Below are 25,220 nucleotides of genomic sequence, written 5' to 3' on the forward strand. Positions count from 1 at the left end.
ATAAACTAGATGTCAGTCCGAGCTTGTCGAGGACTCTTGTCTATTATCTGGATAACCATATTCGGTATAGTTCTTTGAAAACTCAACCAAATCTTCCCATTTGTCATTAATTAAAGCTTCTTTCTTTTTGTGCGACCATCCCTTTATTTGCTTCTCAATGTTTATTGCTTCGATAGGATTTGTGCATTGTAAATACCATTTAAGTTCAATAGGTCTACGTGAAAAAGTGTATCCATCTTTTTTATAACCTGATTGGTGCTGTATTAATCTTCTTTCCAAATCATTAGTCATCCCTGTATAATAGGTATTGTCTGAACATAAAACAATATATACAAAATAGAATTTCATTTTAAAGTTTGATTAATGGTTAGCGCTTCGACAAGCTCAGCGTGACATTATAGTTTTTTTATTCGCTTTATCTTTTAATTTCTTATTTTTATAATTCATTGTTTACTCCTACTATCAAAATTATAGAAGAGTAATAGTTCCCTCCTTTGGAGGGTTAGGGAGGATTAATCTTTTTTAAGCGTTACTACCACTTTTGTTCCTGTGTCTTCTTCATCTTGAAAATCATCAATAAACACATCCACTTTATCTTTATACATGGCGTTTAGAATAGCGACACGCTTTTTAATATTGCCCATGCCTTTTGAGTTTTGTTTTTTCTGATTTTCGGTTTTTAAAGCTTTCGATTTTTGGCGTCCAATACCATCATCGGCTATTATAATTTTTATTTCATCAAGGTTAATTTGCGAAATAGCAATATCTAATTTCCCCTTTACTTTTTTATAGCGTAAACCATGCCAAACAGCATTTTCAATATAAGGTTGTAACAACATGGGTGGAATTACGAAATCGTTGATATTAATATTTTCGTCAATAGTAATTTTATAATCAAACTTATCTTGAAACCTAAAATGTTCCAGTTTGGTGTAAAGTTCTAAAAGCTCAATTTCTTTTTCCAAAGGAATAAAATCTTCTTCACTATTTTCTAAAACGGCACGCATAAGCAATGAAAAATCGGTTAAATATTTATTGGCAGTACGTTCATCATTGGAAGCAATAAAACTGTTTACCGAGTTTAACGCATTAAAAATAAAATGAGGATTCATTTGACTACGCAAACTTTTTAACGCCAATAAATTATTTGCCAACCTTTGTTGTTTGATGTACTTAAACATTAAAAAACCTGCAATCAACAACAATATAACACCCGTTATTAATGAGTAAATAATAACCTTTTGGCGTTTGGCTTGTTCTAAATTAAGCTCGTATTTGCTTTCAGATAGTTCTCTATCACTTTCTAAACTTAAAATCCTGTTTTGTTTTGCAACAATATCTTTACTAAACCGCGCAGCTTGCGATATTTCCTGTTCTTTTTTTGAATATAATTTATCTACCAAATCTACATAACTTTGGTAAGCCATAAGTGCTTTATCAAATTCCCCAGCTTCTCTATACACTTCGGAAAGTTTTCTAGTGGCATCCTTTTGAACGATTAAATCTTCTTTGGTCCCAGCTTCTTCTATACTTTTCTGTAAATATGGAATAGCATTCACATAATCTCTTTGTAAAGCATACGCATTCCCTATTTTATAATTTTGTTTTTGTGGTGTTAATGCACTTTCATTATTGAAAACAGAGTCTTTTTGTATGTCTTTTATTTGCTTTAAGGCTTCTTTTCTTAGTTGAATCTCGCTTGAAAAATTGTTTGTCTCATTTTTAAAATCGGCTACTTTAATTTTTTCTTCAACGGCACGTTGCTTATTTTGATTGTTGGCAAGTTTTAAGGATTCATTAAAAAATCCTTCGGCTTTTTGAGTTTCACCTTTAACGTTATAAACCTGGGCTATTTTAGAATTTAAATCAGTTACCTTTGGAGAAATTAAATGTTTTTGAGCTACTTTTAATCCTTCATTATACGCATTAATGGACGATTGATACGATTTTGTTAACAGATTCACATCACCAACTCCTTCATACAATTCTACCAATTGCCAATTAGATAATTCCTTTTTGTTAATACCATTATAAGTTTGAAGACTTTCTTGATAGTTCTTGTTTAGCTTATAGGCAGAAGCCAGTTTTAACTTAACTATGTTTGTACTGATACTTTGAAGGCTGATTCGGTAGTTTGAAACTGCTAAATCATACTGTTTCCAATGCAAATAAATATCGCCTAAAACCTCATAAGCTTCGCTGTTTTCTTTAGCAGAATTACTAGACCCCAACGCTTTTTCAATAAACTGAATACTCTTTTTAGCATCCTTTTTTAAATGCGCTTCAGCTGAATCTATAAGCGATTTAAACAATTCAGGATTGGTTCTTGAGTACTTCTTTTTAGAGTATTGAATATCTTCTATACTGGGCTGCACTTCCACTTTAATACGTTCATTACTTTTAATAATGTAGTAAACGGTTTCAAAATCTTTGTGCTTTATAGTAAGCTCGTCTCCTTTTTTTGCTTCAATTCTAAAGTTTCCACCCAAATCGGTTGTGGTATAAGAACCTCCATTCACTTCAATATTCACATTAGGAATGGGGTTATTAGTTTTACTCTCAACCACCGAACCTCTAACGGTAAACTTGGGTGAACGATCACTCACTTGCCCCAACAAACATGTTGTGCAAAGCAGCATGCATAAAAACCATATTTGTTTAACTACTAATCGCATCTATCATGTAATAATAGATAAACTTACGCACTTTACTTGATAAAATAAAATGAAGACTTTACAAAACAGGGATGATTTGATACCAAAATGATATGTTTACGCAATTACCCGTTGCTGTTACTCATTCAACACAAGCCTTTACTCGTTATTGGTTTTTTAAGAACTATGTTGTTTTTAGATTTACGGTATGAATCAAAAAACAATAAAATCATGAAATCGCCATTAACAAGCTGTTTGCTACAAACAACAATCAATAAAAAGCGATACCATATGACTTTAAAAAAACAATAAATATCTACATATGAAAACACATTTTAAAACACTCGTATTAAGCATCGCGTTAATTGGGTTAACAGCTTGCAATGCCAATAACAAAAAAAAACCTGTTGAATATGCTCAAGTAGAAACTGTAAAGCACGAACCCACCAAGCAATATATTAAAGTGGCTCTTTTACTAGACACAAGTAATAGTATGGATGGTTTAATAGACCAAGCAAAAGCACAACTTTGGGATATTGTAAACGAACTATCCTATGCAAAATGTGGTACCAATAAACCAAATTTAGAAATTGCGCTATACGAATATGGTAATGATAGACTGAATAGTGCCGAAGGTTACATCCGTCAAGTTTTAGCCTTCAGTAATGATTTAGATGAAATATCAAAAGAACTGTTTTCTTTAACCACTAATGGTGGTGAGGAATACTGCGGACAAGTAATTCAAACCTCTTTAAACCAACTAAACTGGGGTAAAAACCCAGATGATTTAAAACTTGTTTTTATTGCAGGCAACGAACCATTTACTCAAGGAAAGGTAAATTATAAAGATGTTTCGGTTAATGCTAAAGAAAAAGGCGTTACCATAAATACCATTTTTTGTGGTGATTATAACCAAGGTATATCAACATCATGGAAAGATGGTGCTGTTTTAACAAATGGCGATTATATGGCAATTAATCAAAACAAAACAACGATTCATATCGTTTCGCCTTATGATGATGAGATTCTGATTCTAAATCAAAAATTAAATAAAACCTATGTTATTTATGGTAAAATAGGTAAACAAAAAATGGAACTACAAGCACAACAAGACACCAATGCACAAGGTTATAGTAAAGCCAATGCCGTAAGTAGAACCGTGAGCAAAAGTTCGCATTTATATAAAAATGAAACCTGGGATTTGGTGGACGCTGTTGAATTAAAAGAAATTTCGGTTGAAACTTTAAAAGATGATGCCTTACCAGAAGAATTAAAAGGAAAATCGGCTACTGAAATCAAAAGATATATTTCAGAAAAAAGGAAGGAGCGTGAACAAATTCAAAATAAAATTCAAGAACTAAATGCGAAACGCAAAGTCCATATTTCGGAACAAAAAACGGATGCTAAAAATGGATTGGAAAACGCCATGACCAATGCTATTAAAGAACAAGCTAAGAAGAAGAAATATACTTGGAACTAATTATATTGAGGCGTCATTCTGAATTTATTTCAGAATCACAGGATGAGGTTTTTCAATTATAATGAAAAACCGAAATCAAAGATTCATGAATACCAATAAAAAATAAATATAAATGAATAAACAAGTTCAGTTTGACGAATTCTTAACTAAATCCATCACGTCTAATTCACAGCAGGACACTTACAATCATAAGCTTCTCGTCTGCAATTAAAATTATATCCTAAGGTTAATTGATGAAAACCACCATTGGCAAACACAACCGAATTAGACTGATACGTATAGGTATACGCAAACATAAATTCGTTATAGTTAACCCCTAAAATTGGTGTGATTTGTTGTAATTTTTGGCTGGCCACAGCCCCAGAACTTGTTTGATATTCGGCACCATCTAAACTTGTTCTGTACGACAAGCCTCCCCAAATTTTACCAAACTCCATTTGTTTGTATGCTTTGGCATTAATATCTAAAGATGCTTCTTGAGTGCCGTCTTTATACTGAAACATTAAAGAGGGTTCGTAACTCCATTCACTTCCATATTTACTAAACACATTTCCAATAGAAAATAAATAGCGTCGTAAATTACTTGTTATCTCAATGTCATTATTAACCCCTGCATTTTTCAAAACATTTTTTACGGTACCGTGTGCATAAAAATCAAGAAAATGATATGAAAAACCTAAGTCTATATTGAAGTTAGTCTCGTTCTGTACAATGCCATCAATTATAGGGTCTGGACCATCAAACAAAAAAGTTGTTTCATCTAATTTATACTGAATAAATCCAGCGCTCAACCCAAAAGAGAGCATATTTAAATCGGTTTCAGTTCTAGAAAACATAATGTGATGCGCATAGGTTGCATAGGCGCCCGATTGTGAATGGTATCCATTCTTATCAGTGTACAAAATACCTCCAATAGCCGACTGAGACTCACCAATTCTACCATTCATACTAAGCGTTAAAAGCTTTGGTGCATCTTCATGTCCAAACCATTGTTGGCGTGCCGTTAACCTAACTTTCGAGCAGTTAGCAATTCCCGCCATAGAGGGATGTATTAAATAATAATTATCGGTTAAGTAATCGGTATATATAGGCAACCCTTCTTGCGAATTTGCAATATGAGCGCATAAAACGCTAACTGCTACCATGAAAATATTCTTTAGCTTCATAAGTTCACTCAAGTTGATTTGCAAGTATACAAACACCTTAATTATTAAAAAATTACACAAAAAAGACATAGCATTAACCACGTCTTTTCATCCATAAAAAAAGGCAACAAAACTCAAATATATGGATATCTAAAGTTTTCTTTTAGTATTTTTGTAAAAAATTAGCTGAAATGAATACTTTCAAGGTTTCTGTGCAAGAAACATCAAATAACAACATAATTAAATTCGAACTTAATGAGTTTATCACTAAACATCAAAGTTTTGAATTTAACAATATAGATGAAGCTAAAGCATCGCCTTTAGCGCAACAATTATTTTACCTACCCTTTGTAAAAAAGGTATATATCTCTGGAAATTTTATCGCTGTAGAACGCTATAGTATAGTAGAGTGGAGTGATGTTCAAGATGAAGTAGCTGAACAAATTGAAACCTACTTAAACGATGGTGGCATTGTGATTGAAGAAACTGCCCAAGCAAAAAAAGTACCTGTTACGGTTTATGCCGAAAGCACTCCAAACCCTTCGGTGATGAAGTTTGTTGCCAATAAAAAAATAGTAACAGCCCTTTTTGAATTCACTTCTATAGATGAAGCAAAATTATCGCCACTAGCTACCGAGTTATTTCATTTTCCCTTTGTAAAAAGTGTTTTTATTGACGAAAACTACGTCTCTATCACTAAATTCGACATGGCTGAATGGCAAGACATTACTATCGAACTTCGCGAGTTTATTAGAAGCTATATTGAAAACGGGAAAGATGTGGTATTACCTAATGCCGCTGAAACTTTAAAAAAATCGACCACTCAATTAGATTCACATTATGAATCTTTAGATGATACTTCTAAAGAAATCATCAACATTCTGGAAGAATACGTAAAACCTGCCGTGGCTAGCGACGGAGGAAATATTCAGTTTATTTCGTATGATGCCAACACTAAAAATGTTAGTGTGATGTTGCAAGGTGCTTGTAGCGGTTGCCCCTCTTCAACTTACACACTAAAAAGTGGTATTGAAAATATGTTGAAGGAAATGCTAAAAGGCAAAGTTGAAACAGTTGAAGCTATAAACGGTTAATTACATTAATTTTATTAAATTTAAGTGAAAAACTTAAATTTTTAAAATTATGTCTGTATTAAAAGTCATTGAAATTTTAGCCAACTCTGATAAAAGCTGGGAAGATGCTGCCAGAAAAGCTATTAAACACGCTTCTAAAAGTGTTAAGAATATTCGATCCGTATATGTGCAAGACCAAAGCGCAAGTGTCTCAAATGGTGAAATAACCGAATTTAGGGTAAACCTAAAAATCACCTTTGAAGTGAATTAACTATTAAAATACTATATAAGCGTTCTAATAACAGAACGCTTTTTTAATATGCAGCTTTTAATAAAAACCATGGCACTTTTATCAACCAGTTTAATAGCCTTTATAGTGCTAGAATACTTCTTTTTTTAATCCTAAAAATGTTTCTATAGACTACCCCAAAAGGTATTAAAATCTAAAGCACTTACCGAAGAAACCAAAGTGCTTGCCGTTAACCAAGGTTTATACAATGGTTTTTATTGTGGCTGAACTTATATTCCCTTATATTAAAAACGCCACCTTCCTTTTTAACTTCTGTGATTTTTATCAGTATTTACGGCGCTTACCCTACTAAGAATATAATTTTTTTATATTCAATAAACTCCTGCTATTCTGGCATTATTAAGTTGCCTTTATAGAATTTTAACTATTCTTTCACTTTAAGAAATAGTTAAAAGCTTATAATAGCTTTAGTTTTGTATATTAAAATTTAAAATGATTATGAATTTAGAAAACATCGACGCAGAAAAATGGCTTGAATTAGCTTTAGAATATGGACTTAAAATTCTTGGAGCTATAATAATATGGATTATAGGTTCTTGGGTTATTAAAAAACTATTAAAAAGCACCAAAAAAGTCATGACTAAAGGACGTTATGATGAAAGCCTTCAAAAGTTTTTGTTAAACCTAATTAATTGGGCTTTAAAAATAGTTTTAATTATAGTTGTTTTAGGTACCGTTGGTGTAGAAACCACATCTTTTGCAGCCATTTTAGCTGCTTTAGGTTTAGCTGTTGGTTTAGCGCTTCAAGGCTCTTTAGCAAATTTTGCTGGCGGTGTCCTTATTTTAATAATCAAACCATTTAAAGTGGGTGATTTTATTAAAGGACAAGGAATAGAAGGGACAGTAAAAGAGATTAGTATCTTCAATACAAAATTAGCCACTTCTGAAAACCAAATAGCGGTTATTCCAAACGGAAAATTATCAAACGACAATATTATTAATTTTAGCGAAGAAGGAACAAGAAGAGAAAATTTGATTTTTGGAATAGGCTACGATAGTGACATTAAAGTTGCAAAGGACGTGTTACTCAATTTAGTAAACGAACAAAAAGAAGCACTTCAATTAGAAGGAAAAAAACCAATGATATTCGTGTCTGAATTAGGAGACAGCTCTGTTAACTTAAGTTTACGTTATTGGTCGAATAATGAAGATTTTTGGAATTTACGCTGGTTAGTTTTAGAAGAAGGCAAAGCCCGTTTAGAGGCTGCTGGAATAGAAATCCCTTACCCACATCAAGTTGAAATACAAAAGAAAGCTTAAGATTTAGGCTTTAAAGCCACAAAATCTTTTAAATAATAAGGCTCAAAATAAGCGACATCTTCAAAGTCGCTTTTTTTGTACTTATTAAAAGCCAATACACTCATCTGATTTGCCGAAGGTAGTTTACCTTCAATAAATACAGCATTGGGGTGATTAATTAGAGCTTTCGTTTTTTCAACACCATTGCCTACAAAATACACTTTACCTTTCTTTAGGTATTCCGCAAAAGCGTTTTCATCTAAAACCTGTGCTTCGGTGCCTCTTATTTCTTGATGATTTGAATTAAAAATAGCAGCATAGACTTCCAAGCGTCTGGCATCTAACATCGCTACAATAGCACCTTCGGAACAAATAACCTGATGCGCTAAAGCTTCTAAAGTAGGTACAGAAATTAAAGGTTTATCTAAAGCAAAACAAAGTCCTTTAGCCGCAGAAACCCCTATACGCAAACCTGTATAAGACCCTGGCCCTTTACTAATAGCAACCGCATCTAAATCTTTTGACGTCATGCCTGTTTCTTTTAAAACAGCATCTATAAATACATGTAAGCTTTCTGCATGCGAATAGTTCTTACTGTTATCTTCCTTTAAGACAATTGGTTTACCCTCTTTTGAAATGGATACTGAACAATTGGTTGTTGCTGTTTCTATGTTTAAAATTAATGACACGTTAATTAGTTAAAGATTTTCCCATGTAAAAGTCTAAAACTTTTGTCTTAAAAACAAAATCATACTTCGCATTTATTAAAGATGCTTGCGCATTTATTAAACGCACACGGGCTTGGTCCAATTCAAAAGACGTCATAACACCAATATTAAAGCGTTCTTTTGAATTTTCAAACGACAATTCTTGAGCTGCTAACGATTTTTTTGCTGCTTCAAAAGCCTTAAATGCAGATTTAGCATCTGTAAACGCACGTTGAATATTCGATTCTAAATTTAGTTTTGCTTGCTCTAAATTAAGTTTGCTATTTTCTTCTTGAATTTTAGATTTAGTTACCGCTGTTTTATTTTGGAATCTAGAAAAAATTGGAATGTTTACATTCAAATTGAAACTTTGCGATTTTTGATTATTTAACTGTTCCAAAAAAGCCCCTTCATTTTGAGTTAAATTTGTATAAAAAGCGTTGGTATTAAAACCATATCCTAACGATACACTTGGCAGAAAGCCGCTTTTTGAAATTTCAGTATTTAATTGTGCATTTTCAATATTTTTTTCTGCAATTTTAATCTCGATTCTATTTTCTAAAGCAAAATTTAAAATAGGAGCAACATTATTATATAGCAATGTTTCTGATGGACTTTCAATATTAATAACTTCCACATCAAATCCATCAAAAGGCACTTGTAACAATTGTGATAGGGTTAACAAAGCTAAAGTTACATTGTTTTCGGCTAAAGTTACTCTTTGCGCATCGGCACTAAGCGTTGCTTCTGCATCATAAATATTGGCTCTGGGTTGTACGCCCGCATCAACCAAACTTTTAACTTGCTGTAATTGTTTATCGCTAAAATCAAATTGTGCGTTTGCTGTTGCTAGATTTTCTTTATTAAACAACACGTTTAGATACGCATTAACCACATTTAAGGAAACATCGTCTTTAATTCTATCCAACTCTAATTGGCTGGTTTCTAAATTTAATTTCGATTGTTTATACAGATTTGTTAATCTAAATCCATTAAATATGGTTTGATTTGCACCAACTCCAAAACTTGTACTATTAGAAGTTCTATCTACAATTACTTGAGTATTACCAATATCAATTCGCTGCGTACCAATTCCTATATTATGGCCAGCACTAGCACTAACCCCTGGTAAAAAACTCCCTTTTGCAGCTATAATGTTTTGCTCGTTGGTAAGCAATACGTTTTCACTTTGCTTTACCGTAATATTATTTTCGAGGGCGTAGTCTACACATTCTTGTAAGCTCCACTTTTTATTTTGTGAAAATGACGATATACACAACAAAAGAGCCACTGCAACTAAGTTGTTCTTCATTTTAAATATTTTAAAGTCCATCATCTTATCTTCCTCTTTGTTCATCTTCGTCTTCATTGTCTTCCGAAGCTTTATTCCACACTTTTATTTTATCGCCTTTCTTTACACCTTCGGTTATTTCAACATTAATTCCGTCAGACAAACCTAAAGTCACATCTTGTTTTTTGTACTTACCTTCGCTTTCTTGTAATTCAACAAAAGGTTTTTCGGTTATTCTATTATATTGAAGTAAGGCTTCTCTTATGGCTAAAACACTGTCTTTACTTTCTATATCAATTTCGGCATTAGCACTATAGCCCGCTCGAATATTGGCTGTATTATCAATGGTTACATTAGCTTTAACGGTGAATTGCACCGCTCCATTTTCTTCAACACCTCGTGGTGCTACAAAAGTAAGTATCGCCGGAAATTCCTTTTCGTTTATGGCACCTAAAATAACTTTTATCTTTTTGCCCTCTTTTAACTTACCTACTTCGGCCTCATCAACTTTACCTTCAAAGATCATGTTGCTCATATCGGCAATAATGGCAATGGTTGTTCCTGCATTAAAATTGTTACTTTGAATAACTTGGTCGCCTTCACGTATTGGGATTTCTAAAATGGTCCCTGCAATTTGTGCAATAATACTAGTGTTTGCCGAACTTCCCCCAGAAATAGATCCTCGCTTTATAATTTGATAATCGTTTTGAGCTTGGTTTAGTGTTTCTTTAGCTTGATTAAATGACAATTCGCTGTTTTCGAAATCTTGTTTTGAAATAACACCTTTTTCAAAAAGTGATTTGTTTCTTTCGTATAATACTTTGGCATTATCGTAAGATAATTTTGTAGAAGAAATTCTGCTACTGGCACTTACCAAGCTTTGTTCATTTGGCACCACCCTAATTTTTGCAATTAAATCGCCTTTTTTAACAACATCGCCTTCTTCAACAAGAATTTCATCTACAATACCAGAAATTTGAGGCTTTAATTCAATTTGCTCTTCGGGGTTTAATTTTCCTGTTGCAACCGCTTTTGTGTTAATAGAGGTATAAAAAGGTTCTTCAACTTTAAAATCTTCAATAGCTTTTGAGTTGGCATCTTTAAAGTACTTTAATACGAATGCTAATAGTATAATAACTACTAATACTAAACTGATTTTTACTGTTTTGCTCATTTTTATCTTGATTGTTTATTCTTCTCTCAATGCTTGAATTGGTTTTATACTTGTTGCTTTAAATGCAGGTATTAATCCTATTAATGTGCCTAAAATCACCAATATTATTAGCGAAATAAAAACAACGCCAATTGATACTGACGCGTTAACTAAAGCTGCTTCATCACCTTGTCCAAAAAAATAATCTAAAGCAATTAAAATCCATCCTCCAGTTATAATTCCAAATACGCCTGCTACCAAGGTTAAAAAAACGGCCTCTACAACAATTTGACGTTTTATTTCAAAAGGGGTGGCACCTAAAGCACGACGCACACCTATTTCTTTGGTGCGTTCTTTTACAGCAATTAATAAAATATTACCGATTGCAAATACTCCGGCAATTAGGGTTGCAATGCCAACAAACCAAGTTAAAAACTGCATACCCGTTAAAAAACCTGTAAGTTTAGCAAACTCTTTGCCCAAATTAAAACTGCGAAAAGCCTGTTTATCTTCTGGGTGTACATTATTTAGGTTTTTAAGCAAGAGTTTTGAATCTTCCTCAATTTGCCTAATATCGTATTCTGGTTTTCCGGTAATCATTAGAAACCCGATTTTCTCTCCTTTATTATAGACTTGTTGGAAAGTAGAAAATGGAATATGGACATCTTCACTAGGTCCGAATTTAACATTACTTGCATCATAAACTCCAATAATAATATAGTTTATAGCGTTTATTTGAATGTACTCCCCTATAGCAACTTCATCCTTTTCAAAAAGTTGTTTATAAATATCTTCGGAGATTACAGCTACTTTCTTTTTGCCTTGAATATCATTTTGATTGATGAATCTTCCATGTATTAATTTCTTTTTTTGAACTTTATCAAGTATAGGATAATCTCCCATAATATTGAATCTTCCTGAAAGAAATTTCCTGACCACTTGGCTCTGATTCATGTTTCTAGGTACCACAAATTCAATACCTTCAACATTATCTTCCACCTTTTGAATATCTGTTAATGTTAATTGTACTCGTTTACCTTCTTGAAACCCTTTAAAAGGCATACTGGTAGTATTCCCCATTACGAATATACTGTTGGTTGCGAAATCACCAAACAAACGATTAAATGCGTTTTCTAATCCACGCGCAGAACCCAGCAATCCAATTAGCAACAAAATACCCCACCAAACACCTACCATGGTTAAGATAGACCTTAGTTTATTTTTACTAAAGCTATCAAAAACCTCTTGCCATGTATCGCTATCTATTAAAAATCTAAACATTGTTAATCGTTTCTAAGTGCCACTATAGGTTTTATTTTTGAAGCTTTTACCGCTGGTAAATAACCGGCAATGGCGCCAGCGCTTATAAGAGTAATAGTTGCTCCAATTACCAAACCATTGCTTACGCCTGGATCTTTAATGAAATAGGTTTCTAAACTAGGAGCAACAAGTTCCAACACCCCAACTCCCAACAACAAACCAACATATCCAGCAATAGCGGTTATGAGTATTGATTCAATTAAAATAATAGAAACTATCGATTTAGGTGTAGCACCCAAAGCTTTTCGGATTCCGATTTCTTTTGTACGTTCCTTTACTATAAAAATCATAATATTACTCACACCAACAATTCCTGCTATAAGCGTTCCAAAACCAATTACCAAAATTATAACAGTTAAACCGGAGGTCATGATATCGACCTGTTTTGTTCCTTGAGCCATATTTTGAACTCGAATTGCTCTTTGATCACTATTAGCTACCGAAAAACGCTCCTTCAATATTTTTGTTAGCTCATTCCCAAATAATAATGCCGCATCCGAATCCATTTCGGGGTTATATGTAAGATGCAAAAAGTCAATATCTTCGTGTTTTCCATATACTTGTTGAGCAGTAGAAAGTGGTACATATATTACGTTCTCTTCATTATACCCCTCTTCATCTGTAAAAACTCCAACAATTTGATATGAAATACCACTAAGATTAATATACTTACCTACTGCGTTTGTTTTTGAAAACAAATCCTCATCAACCACCTTCCCAATAACTACAACCTTCTTTTTGTTATCTATATCATTTTGGTTTATGTAGCGTCCTCCTTCTTTTACTTCGTTGTTCTCAATAAACATATATTCTGGGTGTACTGCCCTAAGTTGGTAGCTGTTCTCTTTCCCTCGGTAAGAGGCATTTACCATTAAGTTTACTTTTGAAGTGATGAATTCCACTTTATCTCCAAATTCTTTTATTATATAATCACGTTCTTCATTTTTAAACTGAATACGTCTTCCCGCCTGAAGTCCCTTATTAGCTTTTGTTGTGGTTCCTGGGAATATAACAATAGAATTTACTGCATCTGTACCAAATGCCTCCTTAAACGTGTTTTGTAACCCGTTTGCAATGCCAAAAAGAATGGTAAATAATAATATAGCAAAAGCTACCGTAAAACCAGACAATAAACTACGAGTTCTGTTTTTATTGATACTTTGGAATATTTCTCGCCAAAGGTCTAAATCAAACATTTTGAGCAGCTCTTACTTGGTTCACTTTTTTATCTTCCATAATAACACCATCTCTTAAACGCACAATACGATTACACATATTGGCAATATCTTCTTCGTGTGTTACTATTAAAATAGTTTTCCCTTCGTCATTTAATTGTTGAATAAATTCCATTATCTCATGTGAAGTTGAAGTATCCAATGCTCCTGTAGGCTCATCTGCCAACAATAATTTAGGATTTGCTGCCAATGCCCTTGCAATGGCAACACGTTGATTTTGCCCACCCGAAAGTTCTTTAGGTAAATGATGTGCCCAATTAGCCAAACCTACTTTTTCTAAATGAAACATAGCCAACTCTTGACGCTCTTTGCGTTTCATGCCCTGATAATATAAAGGCAAAGCTACATTTTCAAGCGCGTTTTTATAATTGATAAGATTGAACGATTGAAAAATAAAACCTAAAAATTTGTTTCTGTAAACCGCTGCTTTTTTTTCTGTTAGGTTTTTAATTGTCAATCCATCTAATATATAATCGCCAGAATCGGCTTCATCTAACATGCCAATTATATTAAGTAGCGTAGATTTTCCAGAGCCCGAAGACCCCATAATGGCAACCATTTCTCCTTCTTCAACAGAAAGATCAATACCTTTTAATACATGTAAACTGGAATCTCCTATAGGATAGGATTTGTGTAATTGACGTATTTCTAACATTCTTTGATTGATTAACCAAGCTAAAACAGCTTAACAATTAGACTTCTAAAACAAAGAAATGTTACATATTATAGATAAAAAACTTTTTATTACTTTTTTAACGTCTTGTATTTCTTATAGATAAAGAAACCAATACCACCAATTAAGATGTAAGGTATTGCCATTAAATAAACAATACCATCGTTAATGCCCTTTGCCGCTGTTTGCCCCTCTTCACTTTCTAAAACAGCACGACACATAGCACATTGTGCATTACTTTCTAGATAAAAGAAAAGTAAAAAGAGAAGAAAGATGATTTTAGTTTTCATTTTACAGATTGCTTCGTTTCTCGCAAAGACGTTAAACATAATATGGTGAAATCATAACATAAACAATAACACCTGTTACCGCAACATATAACCATAACGGAAATGTTATTTTTGCTATTTTTTTATGCTTTTCTATGTTATTAGTTATTGCTCTAACATAAGTGATTAATACAAACGGAATCACGATAATAGACAGCAATATATGCGTTAATAAAATAAAATAATACACATACTTTATAGCACCTTCACCTCCAAATTTTGTAGAATCGCTCGTCATATGGTAGGCTACATACATAAATAAAAATAAAGCTGAACACCAAATAGCGGTTGTCATTAAATTTTCATGAAGAACTATCTTTTTGTTTTTAATGGCAATAAACGCAATTATTAAAATAACCGCAGTTAAACCGTTTATAGTGGCATAAATAGGAGGCAAAAATGATAAAGGTTCTACATTAGGTATTCTAACACCAAACAAAACAGCTACTGCTATTGGTATAATTACTGATAATGCTACAATTAGTTTATTGTATTTCTTATCGTCTAAAATTTCTTGATTTTTATTCATCGGTTATTTTAAATTTGATTTTTGGGACTGTTAAAAATTTAAAAAACGTCATTATTAAAAAGGCACGACTGAAAATAATCTTTTGAATTGGAACGCCTGATTATGAGATTGCTTCGTACCTCGCAATGACAAAATTTATTCATTAAGTAATTTTTCAATATCTTCTTTTAAAGCTGTGATTTCTTGGGGTGTACCATCATCATCAACCTTTTCAGATTCTGAAACAATCCCCTTATAATATATAATTGGGTTTCCAAATTCATCTTTTCTAGATCGGATAAAACCATTTTTATCGATTAAAGCAAAATTACCAGAGTGTTCAAAACCACCAACAGCATCTTCCTCTTCAGCGGTGTAAAGATTGAAACCTTCGTTTGAAAGTTTATAAATAGCATCTTTATCGCCCGTCATTAAATGCCAATTAGGATTAGTTACACCATAATGATTTGCATATTCTTTAAGAACTTCAGGTGTATCATAATCTGGATTTATTGTAAAAGATGCCACTCCAAAATTTTCAAAACCTTTAAATGCATTTTGAATTTGAATAAGGTTGGCATTCATTCTTGGGCAAATGGTTGGGCAGGTTGTAAAAAAGAACTCAATTACATATACCTTACCTTCATAATTTTTATTACTTATCGTTTCACCTTCCTGATTGGTAAAAGAAAAGTTGGGCACTTTTTTAGCTGCTCCGTTTATTTCTATAAAAGCTAAATCGGAAAGCTTAGTCTTTTTATCATTAGCAAAATCACTTCTGCTTTCATTTCTAGTAACATCACTGTTAGAAATTCTATCTACAATTTTAGGAATAAAAATGATACCAAAAACTAAAATGGTGAAGGCTATTCCTATGTATGAATAATTAGGTTTTTTGCTCATTTTTTTAAATATATTAAAAGGTTTGGACTGCGCTCAACCTGATACCATAATTAATTTGACGTACCATTTAAATCGTTTGCTCTTCTTGTTGACGAGTCGAATTCACCTTTTCTTATTTGTCTGTATTCTGTAAATAATATGCGTAAATCGTCACTCATCTTATTTTTAATTTCAGCTACTTCAATGCAATTGTAAGAGCTTAAAATATATGTTGGTGCTTTCTTCGATATTTCATTGTCGGTTCTATCATCCAATCGGCCTCTTTGGTTTAAATCTTTATCTATTATAAACACATCATTTGTAGATAAATCACTTGTTAAACCTGTTTTGCTTTTTAAACTTGTAAATACATTTTGAATAGCATTAGGTTCACCAAAAACAAAGTGCCAAAATCTTAAATCTTCGTAACTACTAATTTCAGCCTTTAATTTTTCAACTGCAGACTCTGTACCTTTAGGCATCAAAATAACAACTTGAAATTTTTTAAACCCTTTGAATTTATCGTACATCAACTCTTTTAAATTAGAGGCTACAATACTATTATCTATGGGGTTTAATCCTAAAAACCCAAGGATTGTAATATGGTCTTCAAAAACAATATTCTCTTCGGAATTTGAATTAAATTGATTAATTTCTAAAACCGACTGGTTTACAATATCAAGTGGTGTGTAATTATGCGTTGCTGGGTATAAAAACAATAAAAAAGTAACAGGAAGAAAGAACAAAATTCCTAAAATTAAATACCGCCCTGCTTTTTTATAGTTCATTAAAAACCTATTTTTTTAATTAAAGTGCAAAAATAAAAAAAAGACGGTTTAAAAACCGCCTTTATATATCTATTTAACACTTCGTCATCGCTCAGTGCAGGCTTATTTTAATTAGTTAAAAGTCTCTTTTTATATAACCATTATCGTATACATTAAAAACGTAACCGCCTTCTTGTAATAAAATAAATATTAAATAAAGAACTAAAAAGATCCCTGTCCATACTACCATACGTCTTAATGCTTTGGTTTCATCGCGCATGTGCATAAAATCCCAAGTAATATAATATGCTTTTACTAAGGTTAGTATAATAAATATCCAGTTAAGACCTTTCATTCCTAACACTTTACCCATTAAAGCCTCAGGTTTATATATACCCAAAACTACCTCAACTGCTGTAACTATAGTTAAGAAAATTAAAACTCCCCAAATTTTTTGAGTATTCGATTTAAACTTAACTAAACCTCTAAATATTTCTAATTTATGTGCGTGTGCCATTTCTTAAAATTAAATAAAATTAAACTAGGTAGAAGAATGTAAATACAAATACCCAAACTAAATCTACAAAGTGCCAGTATAACCCCACTTTTTCAACCATTTCGTAACTTTTACGTTTTTCATAGGTTCCCAATATCACATTAAAGAAAATAATGATATTAATTATAACTCCAGAAAATACGTGAAAACCGTGAAACCCTGTAATGAAGAAAAAGAAGTCTGCAAATAATGGCGACCCATATTCGTTTTCATGCAAGTTAGCACCTTCAACCACATGTGTGCCATTCGCTTTTAACTGTTTTAAAGACTCAGATCTACTAAGCACTGTTTTATGACCGTGCTCATTAAGTATTTGCGTTCTTACTAAAACATTCTCATGTTTCTCCAAGCCATGTATTACTTCTTCAACAGTATAAGTTGGTAAAGTTCCTTCTTTTACAAACCAAATACCATTTTTACGTTCTTGTTGTACGCGTTCATGCTCACCCGCTACAACAAAATCTCTTAATGCAACACGATGACCATCGGCATCAACAAACTGAAGAATATTACCTCCTTTTGTTTGTACAGCACCAAAATCTCCTTTTATAAATGTTGCCCATTCCCAAGCTTGAGACCCTACAAATATCAAACCACCTATAATGGTTAAAAACATATAAATAGTCACTTTGGCTTTATTTAAATGATGACCTGCATCTACCGCCAATACCATCGTTACAGACGACATAATAAGTACAAACGTCATAAACGCCACATAAATCATCGGCAACTCTTGCCCGTGTAAAAACGGCACGTGAGTAAACACCTCATCCGCAATTGGCCATGCATCAATAAATTTGAATCTTGAAAATCCATAGGCTGCTAAAAACCCAGAAAAGGTTAAAGCATCTGAAACGATGAAAAACCACATCATCATTTTACCATAACTTGCTTTTAAAGGCTCGTTACCACCTCCCCAAGTTTTAACTTCTGTTCCAGTGTTTGCAACTGTAGTACTCATATATGTTGGTTATTATTTAAAAGTTGAACAAAAATAATCAATTTATTTATCTTATAAAATATAAAAATAAAAAGAGATACACCCACAGGATATCAATAAAATGCCAAAAGGTCGCTGCAAGTTCAAAACCAAGCATTTTTGTTGGATTATACTTTTGTTTAAAATGATTATAAATTACAACCAATAAACAAATTAGCCCTACAACAACGTGCAAAATATGCACAATGGCTATTAAATAGATGTACGACATGGTAACATTACTGGTTGGACCAGTAAAATTATAACCCAAATCAATAATTTGCTGAAAGCCCGAAAATTGATAAAAAACAAAGGCAACCCCTAAAATTAGGGTACCAAATAGCCAAAGTGTCGTTAACTTGTTATTATTGTTTTTTAAAGCGTTTTTGGCCAGAATAAAAGATACGCTACTTAGCATAATTATAATTGTACTAATTATAAAAGCATTAGGCAATTGAAAATCTTTCAACCAATCGGGTCTGGAACTGCTTACTACAAAGGCGCTCGTCCACCCTGCGAACGACATAATAAGTGAAATAATGCCAAACCAAAGCATCATTTTTTTGGCTCTGTTATTTTTTTCTTCTAAAGTACCTTGAGTTAAATCCATGGTTATCTTATAAATTTATCTATTACGTACACAATTTGCACCAATGTAATATATGAAACACTTGCCAACATAAGTTGTTTTGCTGCTTTTTCCGTCATTTCCTTAAACAATCGAATGGCGTAATACAACATTCCCAATCCTAAAATAAATACTAAAACAGCGGCAACTATCGATAATTTTAAACTACCTGTAAATCCGAAAACAGGTATTATGGAAACCAATACCGTCCAAATAGTGTACATAATGGTTTGTACGGCAGTACCTTTATCTTGTTTCCCTGTTGGCAACATAAAAAACCCGCCTTTTTTATAATCTTCAAACAAAAACCAACCAATAGCCCAAAAATGAGGGAATTGCCAAAAAAACTGCAAGGCAAACAACGTACCTGGTTCTATACCAAAATCATCGGTGGCTGCCACCCAACCCAACATAAACGGAATAGCGCCCGGTATAGCTCCAACAAAAACCGATAACGGTGTTTTCGTTTTTAAAGGCGTATAAACGCACGTATATAAAAAGATGGAAATAGCACCAAACATAGCCGTTTGCTTGTTAATGGTGTATAAAATAACAATGCCTAAAACAGTAAAAATAGAAGCTATTATAAAAGCGGTGGTCACACTCATACGTCCCGCAGGAATCGGTCTGTTTTTGGTACGGTCCATAAGCGCGTCCAAATCTTTTTCAATAATTTGATTGAACGCGTTCGATGCGCCCACCATAAAATAGCCGCCAAATGCCAGCAACGCCAAGGTTTTAAAATCAACCGTATCAACCCCAAGCAAATAACCTGCAAGCGACGAAAACACCACACTTAATGCCAATCGCATTTTAGTGATTTCCTTAAAATCTGAAATTACAGAAGGTGCTGTTACCAACGTTTTTGAATTGCCCAATAGTAAATTTACTTAACCGCTTAATATTGCGAGTGCAAAGATACTTTATTAAAGCATTTTGAGCAATGCTTTTTATTGGTAATTTATTTAGGAAAAAGCGCCCCATTTATTTGGGCGTGCCCTTAGCAGGTCGGGCTAGAAGTTTATCTTGAGCGCAGTCGAAAGGTTACAAGTTCTCGCTCCTTTGTCTTTGTGGGCTTTTCACTGCAAATGCAGAGCATTCACGATTTCAAATTTATCAAAATTTAATACATGGGTAATCCCTCTCGCAGAAGTAGGTTCGTTAGTTGTTACTTTTTTTTTATTAAAATAACTCTTTGTCTAATTTATTCTTTTCGTAAGCTTTATAAAATATTTTTGTTTTAGAAGTCATTGGAACATTGTTCTTTGCGTTACCTATAAATTCCAATAAAATTTTCGCTCCGCCAAGTTGAACTTCTTTAACATCCTCTTGTTCGCTATATTTTTGACCTTCTATTGGTTTGCATTCTAAAATTCTATTATGATTTATTTTCTGGTCAAGTGAATAATTCATCATAGCAATCATGTATAAATACTGTTGTTGTTTTTGGTTAGTTAACACTTTGTAAAAATCACTACCTATTGGGATGTTTAGCCCAGTATCTTTATTTTTCCAAAATCCAATAATTTTGTTTGCAGCTCCAAATTCAGTTCCATTGGGATATATAGGGTTTGAGAAAACGTAGTTACTCGCATCAAAAATCAAATTTTCATAGTTTTTATATTCAGGATTTTCATCTTGTTTCATCTTTTCGAAAGATTCCGAAAAAAGTTCTTTTGATGATGAAGGAAATGTAAAAGAAGTCCAAAGTCTAGATTTTACAATTTCGTTCTCAAATTTAGCTGGTTTAAATTCAACCTTTTTAATAGCTTCTTCTATTAATTTATTTGTCAATTCTGAATTTGGATATGAACTTACAGTTATATCGCTAATTTGTGCATCTTCTGTTATAGTCAAATAAATATAAACATTTCCTTTGAAATTAATTTCTGAAGAAAGTTTAGGATAAATAAAGTTTCTCAAATTCTTTTCAGAACAAGCTATTTGTTCTTTTTCTGAAAGTCCAGAATCGCAGTCATTTTTAAAAGGTAGTTCCGTCAAAATAGCATAATGGTAAATCCCTTCTTTTTCTTGTTTAAACGGTTTTACTTTATATCCCTTTTCAGTTGTTTTGTCGGCATCTAAAAAATGTCCATTAGGTATTTGCCCAATCGCAAAAACTGGAAATAAAAGTAAAAAAGTCAGAATGTATAATTTGTATTTCTTCATTTTGTTGATTTGGTCAAATGTTACAACGTTGATTTATATCTTGGAAAGTTGCGTGTTTGTGTGCGAGGATTTTCCGAAGGAAAATCAGATGCAAGCAAACAAAGCAACTAACATTGGTTAAGCACAAAATAGCAATTTTTTATATACTGTGTTGCCAACCGTTTTTATTTTTTCATTCCGAAACTTTCTCCAAAAATCAGTTCATTATTTTTATTCCAAGAATATGTGAAATAATATTTTGGGATTTCATTGGAATTTCGATGATAAATGTCAATCAGAATTGCGTCTGTTTTGTCTTTTAAACTATCTGTTTGGACACGCACGTCATAAGTCAGTCCGTAAGCTTTGATTTCTCCAATATTCAGTTCACGCTCAAATTCCGCAGTCAGTTCGTCAATCACTTTTTGACTTTCGGGAAAATCCGATTCGTTGTCTTTATATCCAACTGCTATTAATTCTCCGTTATTATTAATTTTTGCTCCGAAAGGATAATATTCCTTTGCGTTATTCAGCATTTTTTCCGCAAACTTATGCGAATAATCTATGATATTTTGAATGTCTTTTTCTATTTCCATTTTTCATTCAGAGTGCTGTTCCCAAATGGTTGGCAACTATATTATATGTACACGAATATAATAAATATTAACTTACAAAAACCCTCTTTTTTTTTCCTAAAATTCACCGTTTACCGATAATTCACAAAAGTCTTTTAGGGGTTTTGTTCGAGTCTTGTTCTACGCTCCTTCGAGGATTCTTCGTAAAAACCCTTATTTTACGAAGGAATCTCGAAGAATCCTCGAAGGAATATCGAACCTGATATAAGCCATATTTATGTATTTCATCGGCTATTTATTTTCTTACGAAAAAACAAGGCTAAAATTGTAAATTACTACCTAATTTACCAGCAATTTTGTTTCTAAATTTCTAAATAACCGATGAACTGTTTGTTTTTTACATCGTTTTTCTCCTTAAAAAAAGGGTAGCGTATAAGGTTCCCTAGGGGGAAAACGCCCAAGTAATAAAAGTTTTAAATTTAATTTATGAGATTCCCGCTTTCGCAGGAATTGGGTTAAAAATCGAAATACCAATTAAACAAATCGGTTCTAATACCAAAGTTAAACCACACGGTATTGTTTTTAAATGTAGTGGTGTTTTCGGCTTCTGGGTTAAAGTTTCTAACGGTTATATCGGTAAATATTTTAAGGTTTGTTGCTGGATTAATTAAATAACCTGCTTGTAAATTTCCGTTAAATATATTGGTTTTTATACCTTGCCCTATTTCAACACCGGTATCAAATGGTCTATCAAAATAATCGCGGTAAATATCGCCTCCATAACTAAAATTATCGGTTTCGCTATTAATATCAAAACCTCTTACTCCAAAAATTAATTTGGCATTGGCAAACCAACGCTTGTAATGATACCTACCTATTAAAATAACCTCGCTAAAATTGGAGTTCCATAAATGCGCCATCGATTGGTTGTTGTGCGCATAGTTTAGTACGATGGTATTATGCGAATACGTATATGGGCGCACGCGGTTATATTCAAACTGAAGCAATAAATTATCAACTTTGAAAGCATTGTAATATTTAACCCCTAACTGGTATCCAAATTTATTTTTGTAGCTTTTCTCGCCTGCTTTGATGTCGCTAAGCGAAAATTCATCTAATATAAACTGACTGTAAAGATTGACATGGTCGTTCCATTTGTATTTTGCCGACGCCCCCATAATAGCATTACCTGCGCCTTGCCCCGTTTCAAACTCGATTGCGCGATAAAATATAACTGGGTTTAAGTAATTAACATCAAAACCCCTGTCGTTGCTATTGGTCCATAACACCGATTCAAACAAACCAATGTTTAATTTTTTAGACACATTATAACTTAAATAATGGCTTGCCATGTATTTGGTTAAAAAGGCTTTGTCTTGCACTACTTCATCCCTTACATCTTTTAACCACATCCAAGTATTGGTGTATTTAATTTTCCAAAACGAGGTGTTCAATTTTAAAAACGGATGTGGACTTGCTACATCACTTAACAATAGTGAGCGATACCCATCACCTATAAAATTTTTCCCGTGCCCAAATTGTATGTTTATGAATTTAGCAGGTGTATATGATAAATAAGCTTCCGCCACAGGATAATCATACGAATCGGTTTTGAAACGCTTCGCAATACCTCGTCCAGGAATAATGGCGGGGTCTGGACCAAAAGCTTTTAAACTTTCGGCATACTCATTTACATATTGGGCAAATCGCCCTTGACTTTCAAAAACTGATGCGTAAAAATTCAATTTATTACCTAAACCACCTTGTATTAAAACCCCACGGGTGTTGTTATATGTAGAATTAAAATCGGCTTCGGTATCTTTTCCAACTTCTAAATCTAAAATGGGGTCTACAGTAAACCAATAATCATTTCCTTGTAGTTGTACTAAATGTTCGTTCCAAAGTTTTCTTCCTGACCAAGTATCCATTTCTTTTAGCAACTTATTTTTTTCAGCTTTAAAATCGTAATATTTTGAAACATCTTCATATAAAAATGGTTTGGATGCTGTGTGGCTGTTGGTGCCAACCATATTCATGCTCCTGTCAAACCTCGCATAATCGCTATGTGTAAACGGGATATTAAGCTGGCTGGAATACGCTTTATCTTCAAATACCTTTAAAGACGTATTCACACTATCAAATTCTTCTTTAGCCTGTTGTTCTAGTTTAGATAGCGTGTTTTCTTTATTCTCTTTAGCTACATCTTGAATTATTGCTGTTTGATTAACTAAAGGTATACGTATTGGAATGGTATACTGCTTATAGGTTTTTCTGCCATTGTATGTTGCCGGTGTTACTTTCGGGAATAATGAAAACACCCGCTTTACTTCGGTTTTTAATTCATCATACATACCCTCAACATAAAGCACTTTAAATTGCCCTGTAGTATCCACCTCAAAAAGCACAATCACTTCACCTTTATAATTTTCTTTTGTAACTTTTTCAGGCACTTTAAAATTATCGAAAATATGATTGTAAACATTGGTATCAAAACACTGCTGCAACACATCTATTGTTAAGCTGTCGCAATTTGAGAATACAGGAGGTTTTTCATTATAAGCCTTATTTTGAGAATACATTGTAAAGCTTGCAAAAAGTAGGAATAGAACAACGAATTGCTTCATAGTTTTTATTAACTTGGATTTAGGGTAGAAAGATACTATATTTTTAATAATAGGTAATTAAAAAAGCCATTATCGATTGATAGATAACGGCTTTAACTTTTTTTTAAAAATTGTGATAGATTTAATCTTGTACCTGAAATATGATGGGCAATGTATAAATAACGCCTACATTTTTATCGAATTGTCTACCTGGTGTCATTTCTGGAATGATATTAATAACACGCTCTGCTTCTTTTTTCAAATCGGGATGCGTCGCATTAACTTTTATATCTTTAACATGCCCTGTTTTATCAATTTTAAATTGGGTACGAATCACTTGCTTACCCGTTAAGCCTAATTCACCTCCCAAATTGGTATTGAACTTTTTTTGAATTAATTGGGTTATTTTATCGGACATACATTTTCGTTTTTCGTTATTTGATTTTTTGTTTTCGCATCCTGGATAAATGGGTACTTGTTCAATTTTTTCAAAAATAACATCTTCAGGTTCTACGGGTTTATCTACTAAAGTAATATCTCCAGGGTTATTAGGTTGTGCAGCGGGCGTGGTCGGTTTTACTGGTTTATCAATAAAATCATCGGGAGCTGTATCTGGAACTTTTTTGTATTTCTCTGTTGACGGACTCGTTTTTTGTTTAACCGGCTCTTCCACAATAGCTGCTTCAGGTTTAAAAACTGTAACATCTACCATGTAGGTTTCATCTGGAGGTAACAGATCAACAACCTTTGGAAGGGTTGTTTCAAACTTCATCTCTAACAACCCATAGGCTGCGAGCAAACAAACAATTAAGCCTATTTGAAAATAAAGGCTCGAGTTTTTTTGTAAATTTATTTCATGTTTTTGCGACTTTTTCACGATTTGCCCATTTTGCCGAATGGGTTCGTGAGTTTTCTTTGGATTACTCATAATAATTATAGTTTAAATGTTAATATTATGATAAAGT

Annotated in this window: 25 protein-coding genes; 4 read left to right on the forward strand and 21 right to left on the reverse strand. The window is 32.9% G+C overall.

Going from position 1 to position 25,220, the window contains the following annotated elements; all coding sequences use genetic code 11:
* Window positions 1-12 precede the first annotated feature (12 nt).
* Window positions 13-348 carry a GIY-YIG nuclease family protein gene (locus VP395_RS06895; RefSeq protein ID WP_346241041.1) on the reverse strand — a complete coding sequence of 112 codons (336 nt, stop codon included), beginning with the start codon at window positions 346-348 and terminating at the stop codon, window positions 13-15.
* Window positions 349-512: 164 nt separating this feature from the next.
* Complete coding sequence (locus VP395_RS06900; protein ID WP_346241042.1) at window positions 513-2,675, reverse strand: histidine kinase; 2,163 nt, start codon at window positions 2,673-2,675, stop codon at window positions 513-515.
* A gap of 301 nt (window positions 2,676-2,976) precedes the next feature.
* Between VP395_RS06900 and VP395_RS06905 the strand changes: the two genes are divergently transcribed.
* Window positions 2,977-4,134 (forward strand): vWA domain-containing protein, encoded by a 1,158-nt coding sequence (locus VP395_RS06905; RefSeq protein WP_346241043.1) that lies wholly within the window; start codon window positions 2,977-2,979, stop codon window positions 4,132-4,134.
* 161 nt (window positions 4,135-4,295) lie between these two features.
* Here the strand turns inward: VP395_RS06905 and VP395_RS06910 are convergent, their stop codons facing one another.
* Window positions 4,296-5,300, reverse strand: a complete 1,005-nt coding sequence (locus tag VP395_RS06910) for a PorP/SprF family type IX secretion system membrane protein (protein WP_379884202.1) — start codon at window positions 5,298-5,300, stop codon at window positions 4,296-4,298.
* Between the two features lie 170 nt (window positions 5,301-5,470).
* On the opposite strand from VP395_RS06910, the gene VP395_RS06915 reads away from it, so the two are divergent.
* From VP395_RS06915 to VP395_RS06925, 3 genes are all read left to right on the forward strand, one after another.
* On the forward strand, window positions 5,471-6,373 hold the full coding sequence (locus tag VP395_RS06915; RefSeq protein ID WP_346241046.1) for a NifU family protein: 903 nt from the start codon (window positions 5,471-5,473) through the stop codon (window positions 6,371-6,373).
* Window positions 6,374-6,422: 49 nt separating this feature from the next.
* The gene (locus VP395_RS06920; RefSeq protein WP_346241047.1) at window positions 6,423-6,623 is read left to right on the forward strand and encodes a dodecin family protein; all 201 of its coding nucleotides are present in this window, start codon (window positions 6,423-6,425) and stop codon (window positions 6,621-6,623) included.
* A gap of 477 nt (window positions 6,624-7,100) precedes the next feature.
* On the forward strand, window positions 7,101-7,922 hold the full coding sequence (locus VP395_RS06925; protein WP_346241048.1) for a mechanosensitive ion channel family protein: 822 nt from the start codon (window positions 7,101-7,103) through the stop codon (window positions 7,920-7,922).
* Here the strand turns inward: VP395_RS06925 and tsaB are convergent.
* The 18 genes from tsaB to VP395_RS07015 form a co-directional block, all read right to left on the reverse strand.
* A complete protein-coding gene (gene tsaB, locus VP395_RS06930) occupies window positions 7,919-8,590 on the reverse strand; it encodes a tRNA (adenosine(37)-N6)-threonylcarbamoyltransferase complex dimerization subunit type 1 TsaB (protein WP_346241049.1) in 672 nt (223 codons plus the stop codon). The two genes, VP395_RS06925 and tsaB, sit on opposite strands and share 4 nt — an antisense overlap.
* 1 nt (window position 8,591) lies before the next feature.
* Window positions 8,592-9,977 carry a TolC family protein gene (locus tag VP395_RS06935; RefSeq protein WP_346241051.1) on the reverse strand — a complete coding sequence of 462 codons (1,386 nt, stop codon included), beginning with the start codon at window positions 9,975-9,977 and terminating at the stop codon, window positions 8,592-8,594.
* Window positions 9,946-11,073 (reverse strand): efflux RND transporter periplasmic adaptor subunit, encoded by a 1,128-nt coding sequence (locus tag VP395_RS06940; protein WP_346241052.1) that lies wholly within the window; start codon window positions 11,071-11,073, stop codon window positions 9,946-9,948. The genes VP395_RS06935 and VP395_RS06940 overlap by 32 nt, the downstream gene beginning before the upstream one ends.
* A 15-nt stretch (window positions 11,074-11,088) precedes the next feature.
* A complete protein-coding gene (locus VP395_RS06945) occupies window positions 11,089-12,333 on the reverse strand; it encodes an ABC transporter permease (protein WP_346241053.1) in 1,245 nt (414 codons plus the stop codon).
* A gap of 2 nt (window positions 12,334-12,335) precedes the next feature.
* Entirely contained in the window at window positions 12,336-13,568 is a 1,233-nt protein-coding gene (locus tag VP395_RS06950) for an ABC transporter permease (RefSeq protein ID WP_346241054.1), read from the reverse strand.
* Window positions 13,561-14,262: an ABC transporter ATP-binding protein gene (locus tag VP395_RS06955; protein ID WP_346241055.1), complete on the reverse strand. Its 702-nt coding sequence runs from the start codon at window positions 14,260-14,262 to the stop codon at window positions 13,561-13,563. Before VP395_RS06955 ends, VP395_RS06950 begins: the two co-directional genes overlap by 8 nt.
* An 89-nt stretch (window positions 14,263-14,351) precedes the next feature.
* Window positions 14,352-14,570: a hypothetical protein gene (locus VP395_RS06960; RefSeq protein WP_346241056.1), complete on the reverse strand. Its 219-nt coding sequence runs from the start codon at window positions 14,568-14,570 to the stop codon at window positions 14,352-14,354.
* 31 nt (window positions 14,571-14,601) lie between these two features.
* On the reverse strand, window positions 14,602-15,138 hold the full coding sequence (locus VP395_RS06965; RefSeq protein WP_346241057.1) for a DUF420 domain-containing protein: 537 nt from the start codon (window positions 15,136-15,138) through the stop codon (window positions 14,602-14,604).
* 135 nt (window positions 15,139-15,273) lie between these two features.
* Window positions 15,274-16,020: an SCO family protein gene (locus VP395_RS06970; RefSeq protein WP_346241058.1), complete on the reverse strand. Its 747-nt coding sequence runs from the start codon at window positions 16,018-16,020 to the stop codon at window positions 15,274-15,276.
* A gap of 50 nt (window positions 16,021-16,070) precedes the next feature.
* Window positions 16,071-16,787, reverse strand: a complete 717-nt coding sequence (locus tag VP395_RS06975) for a hypothetical protein (RefSeq protein ID WP_346241059.1) — start codon at window positions 16,785-16,787, stop codon at window positions 16,071-16,073.
* A 115-nt stretch (window positions 16,788-16,902) separates the two neighbouring features.
* Window positions 16,903-17,283, reverse strand: a complete 381-nt coding sequence (locus VP395_RS06980) for a cytochrome C oxidase subunit IV family protein (protein WP_346241060.1) — start codon at window positions 17,281-17,283, stop codon at window positions 16,903-16,905.
* Window positions 17,284-17,302: 19 nt separating this feature from the next.
* Complete coding sequence (locus VP395_RS06985) at window positions 17,303-18,283, reverse strand: cytochrome c oxidase subunit 3 (RefSeq protein WP_346241062.1); 981 nt, start codon at window positions 18,281-18,283, stop codon at window positions 17,303-17,305.
* 46 nt (window positions 18,284-18,329) lie between these two features.
* Window positions 18,330-18,911: a cytochrome c oxidase subunit 3 gene (locus VP395_RS06990; RefSeq protein ID WP_346241063.1), complete on the reverse strand. Its 582-nt coding sequence runs from the start codon at window positions 18,909-18,911 to the stop codon at window positions 18,330-18,332.
* A 2-nt stretch (window positions 18,912-18,913) separates the two neighbouring features.
* Window positions 18,914-19,807, reverse strand: a complete 894-nt coding sequence (gene cyoE / locus VP395_RS06995; RefSeq protein WP_346241064.1) for a heme o synthase — start codon at window positions 19,805-19,807, stop codon at window positions 18,914-18,916.
* 304 nt (window positions 19,808-20,111) lie between these two features.
* Window positions 20,112-21,098 (reverse strand): energy transducer TonB, encoded by a 987-nt coding sequence (locus tag VP395_RS07000; RefSeq protein WP_346241065.1) that lies wholly within the window; start codon window positions 21,096-21,098, stop codon window positions 20,112-20,114.
* Window positions 21,099-21,262: 164 nt separating this feature from the next.
* Window positions 21,263-21,673 (reverse strand): hypothetical protein, encoded by a 411-nt coding sequence (locus tag VP395_RS07005; protein ID WP_346241066.1) that lies wholly within the window; start codon window positions 21,671-21,673, stop codon window positions 21,263-21,265.
* A 494-nt stretch (window positions 21,674-22,167) separates the two neighbouring features.
* On the reverse strand, window positions 22,168-24,276 hold the full coding sequence (locus VP395_RS07010) for an energy transducer TonB (RefSeq protein ID WP_346241067.1): 2,109 nt from the start codon (window positions 24,274-24,276) through the stop codon (window positions 22,168-22,170).
* A 121-nt stretch (window positions 24,277-24,397) separates the two neighbouring features.
* Window positions 24,398-25,183, reverse strand: coding sequence for an energy transducer TonB (locus tag VP395_RS07015; protein WP_346241068.1), 786 nt, complete (start codon window positions 25,181-25,183; stop codon window positions 24,398-24,400).
* Window positions 25,184-25,220: the final 37 nt, after the last annotated feature.

The sequence above is a fragment of the Mariniflexile soesokkakense genome (assembly GCF_039650365.1).
Lineage (GTDB): Bacteria > Bacteroidota > Bacteroidia > Flavobacteriales > Flavobacteriaceae > Mariniflexile > Mariniflexile soesokkakense.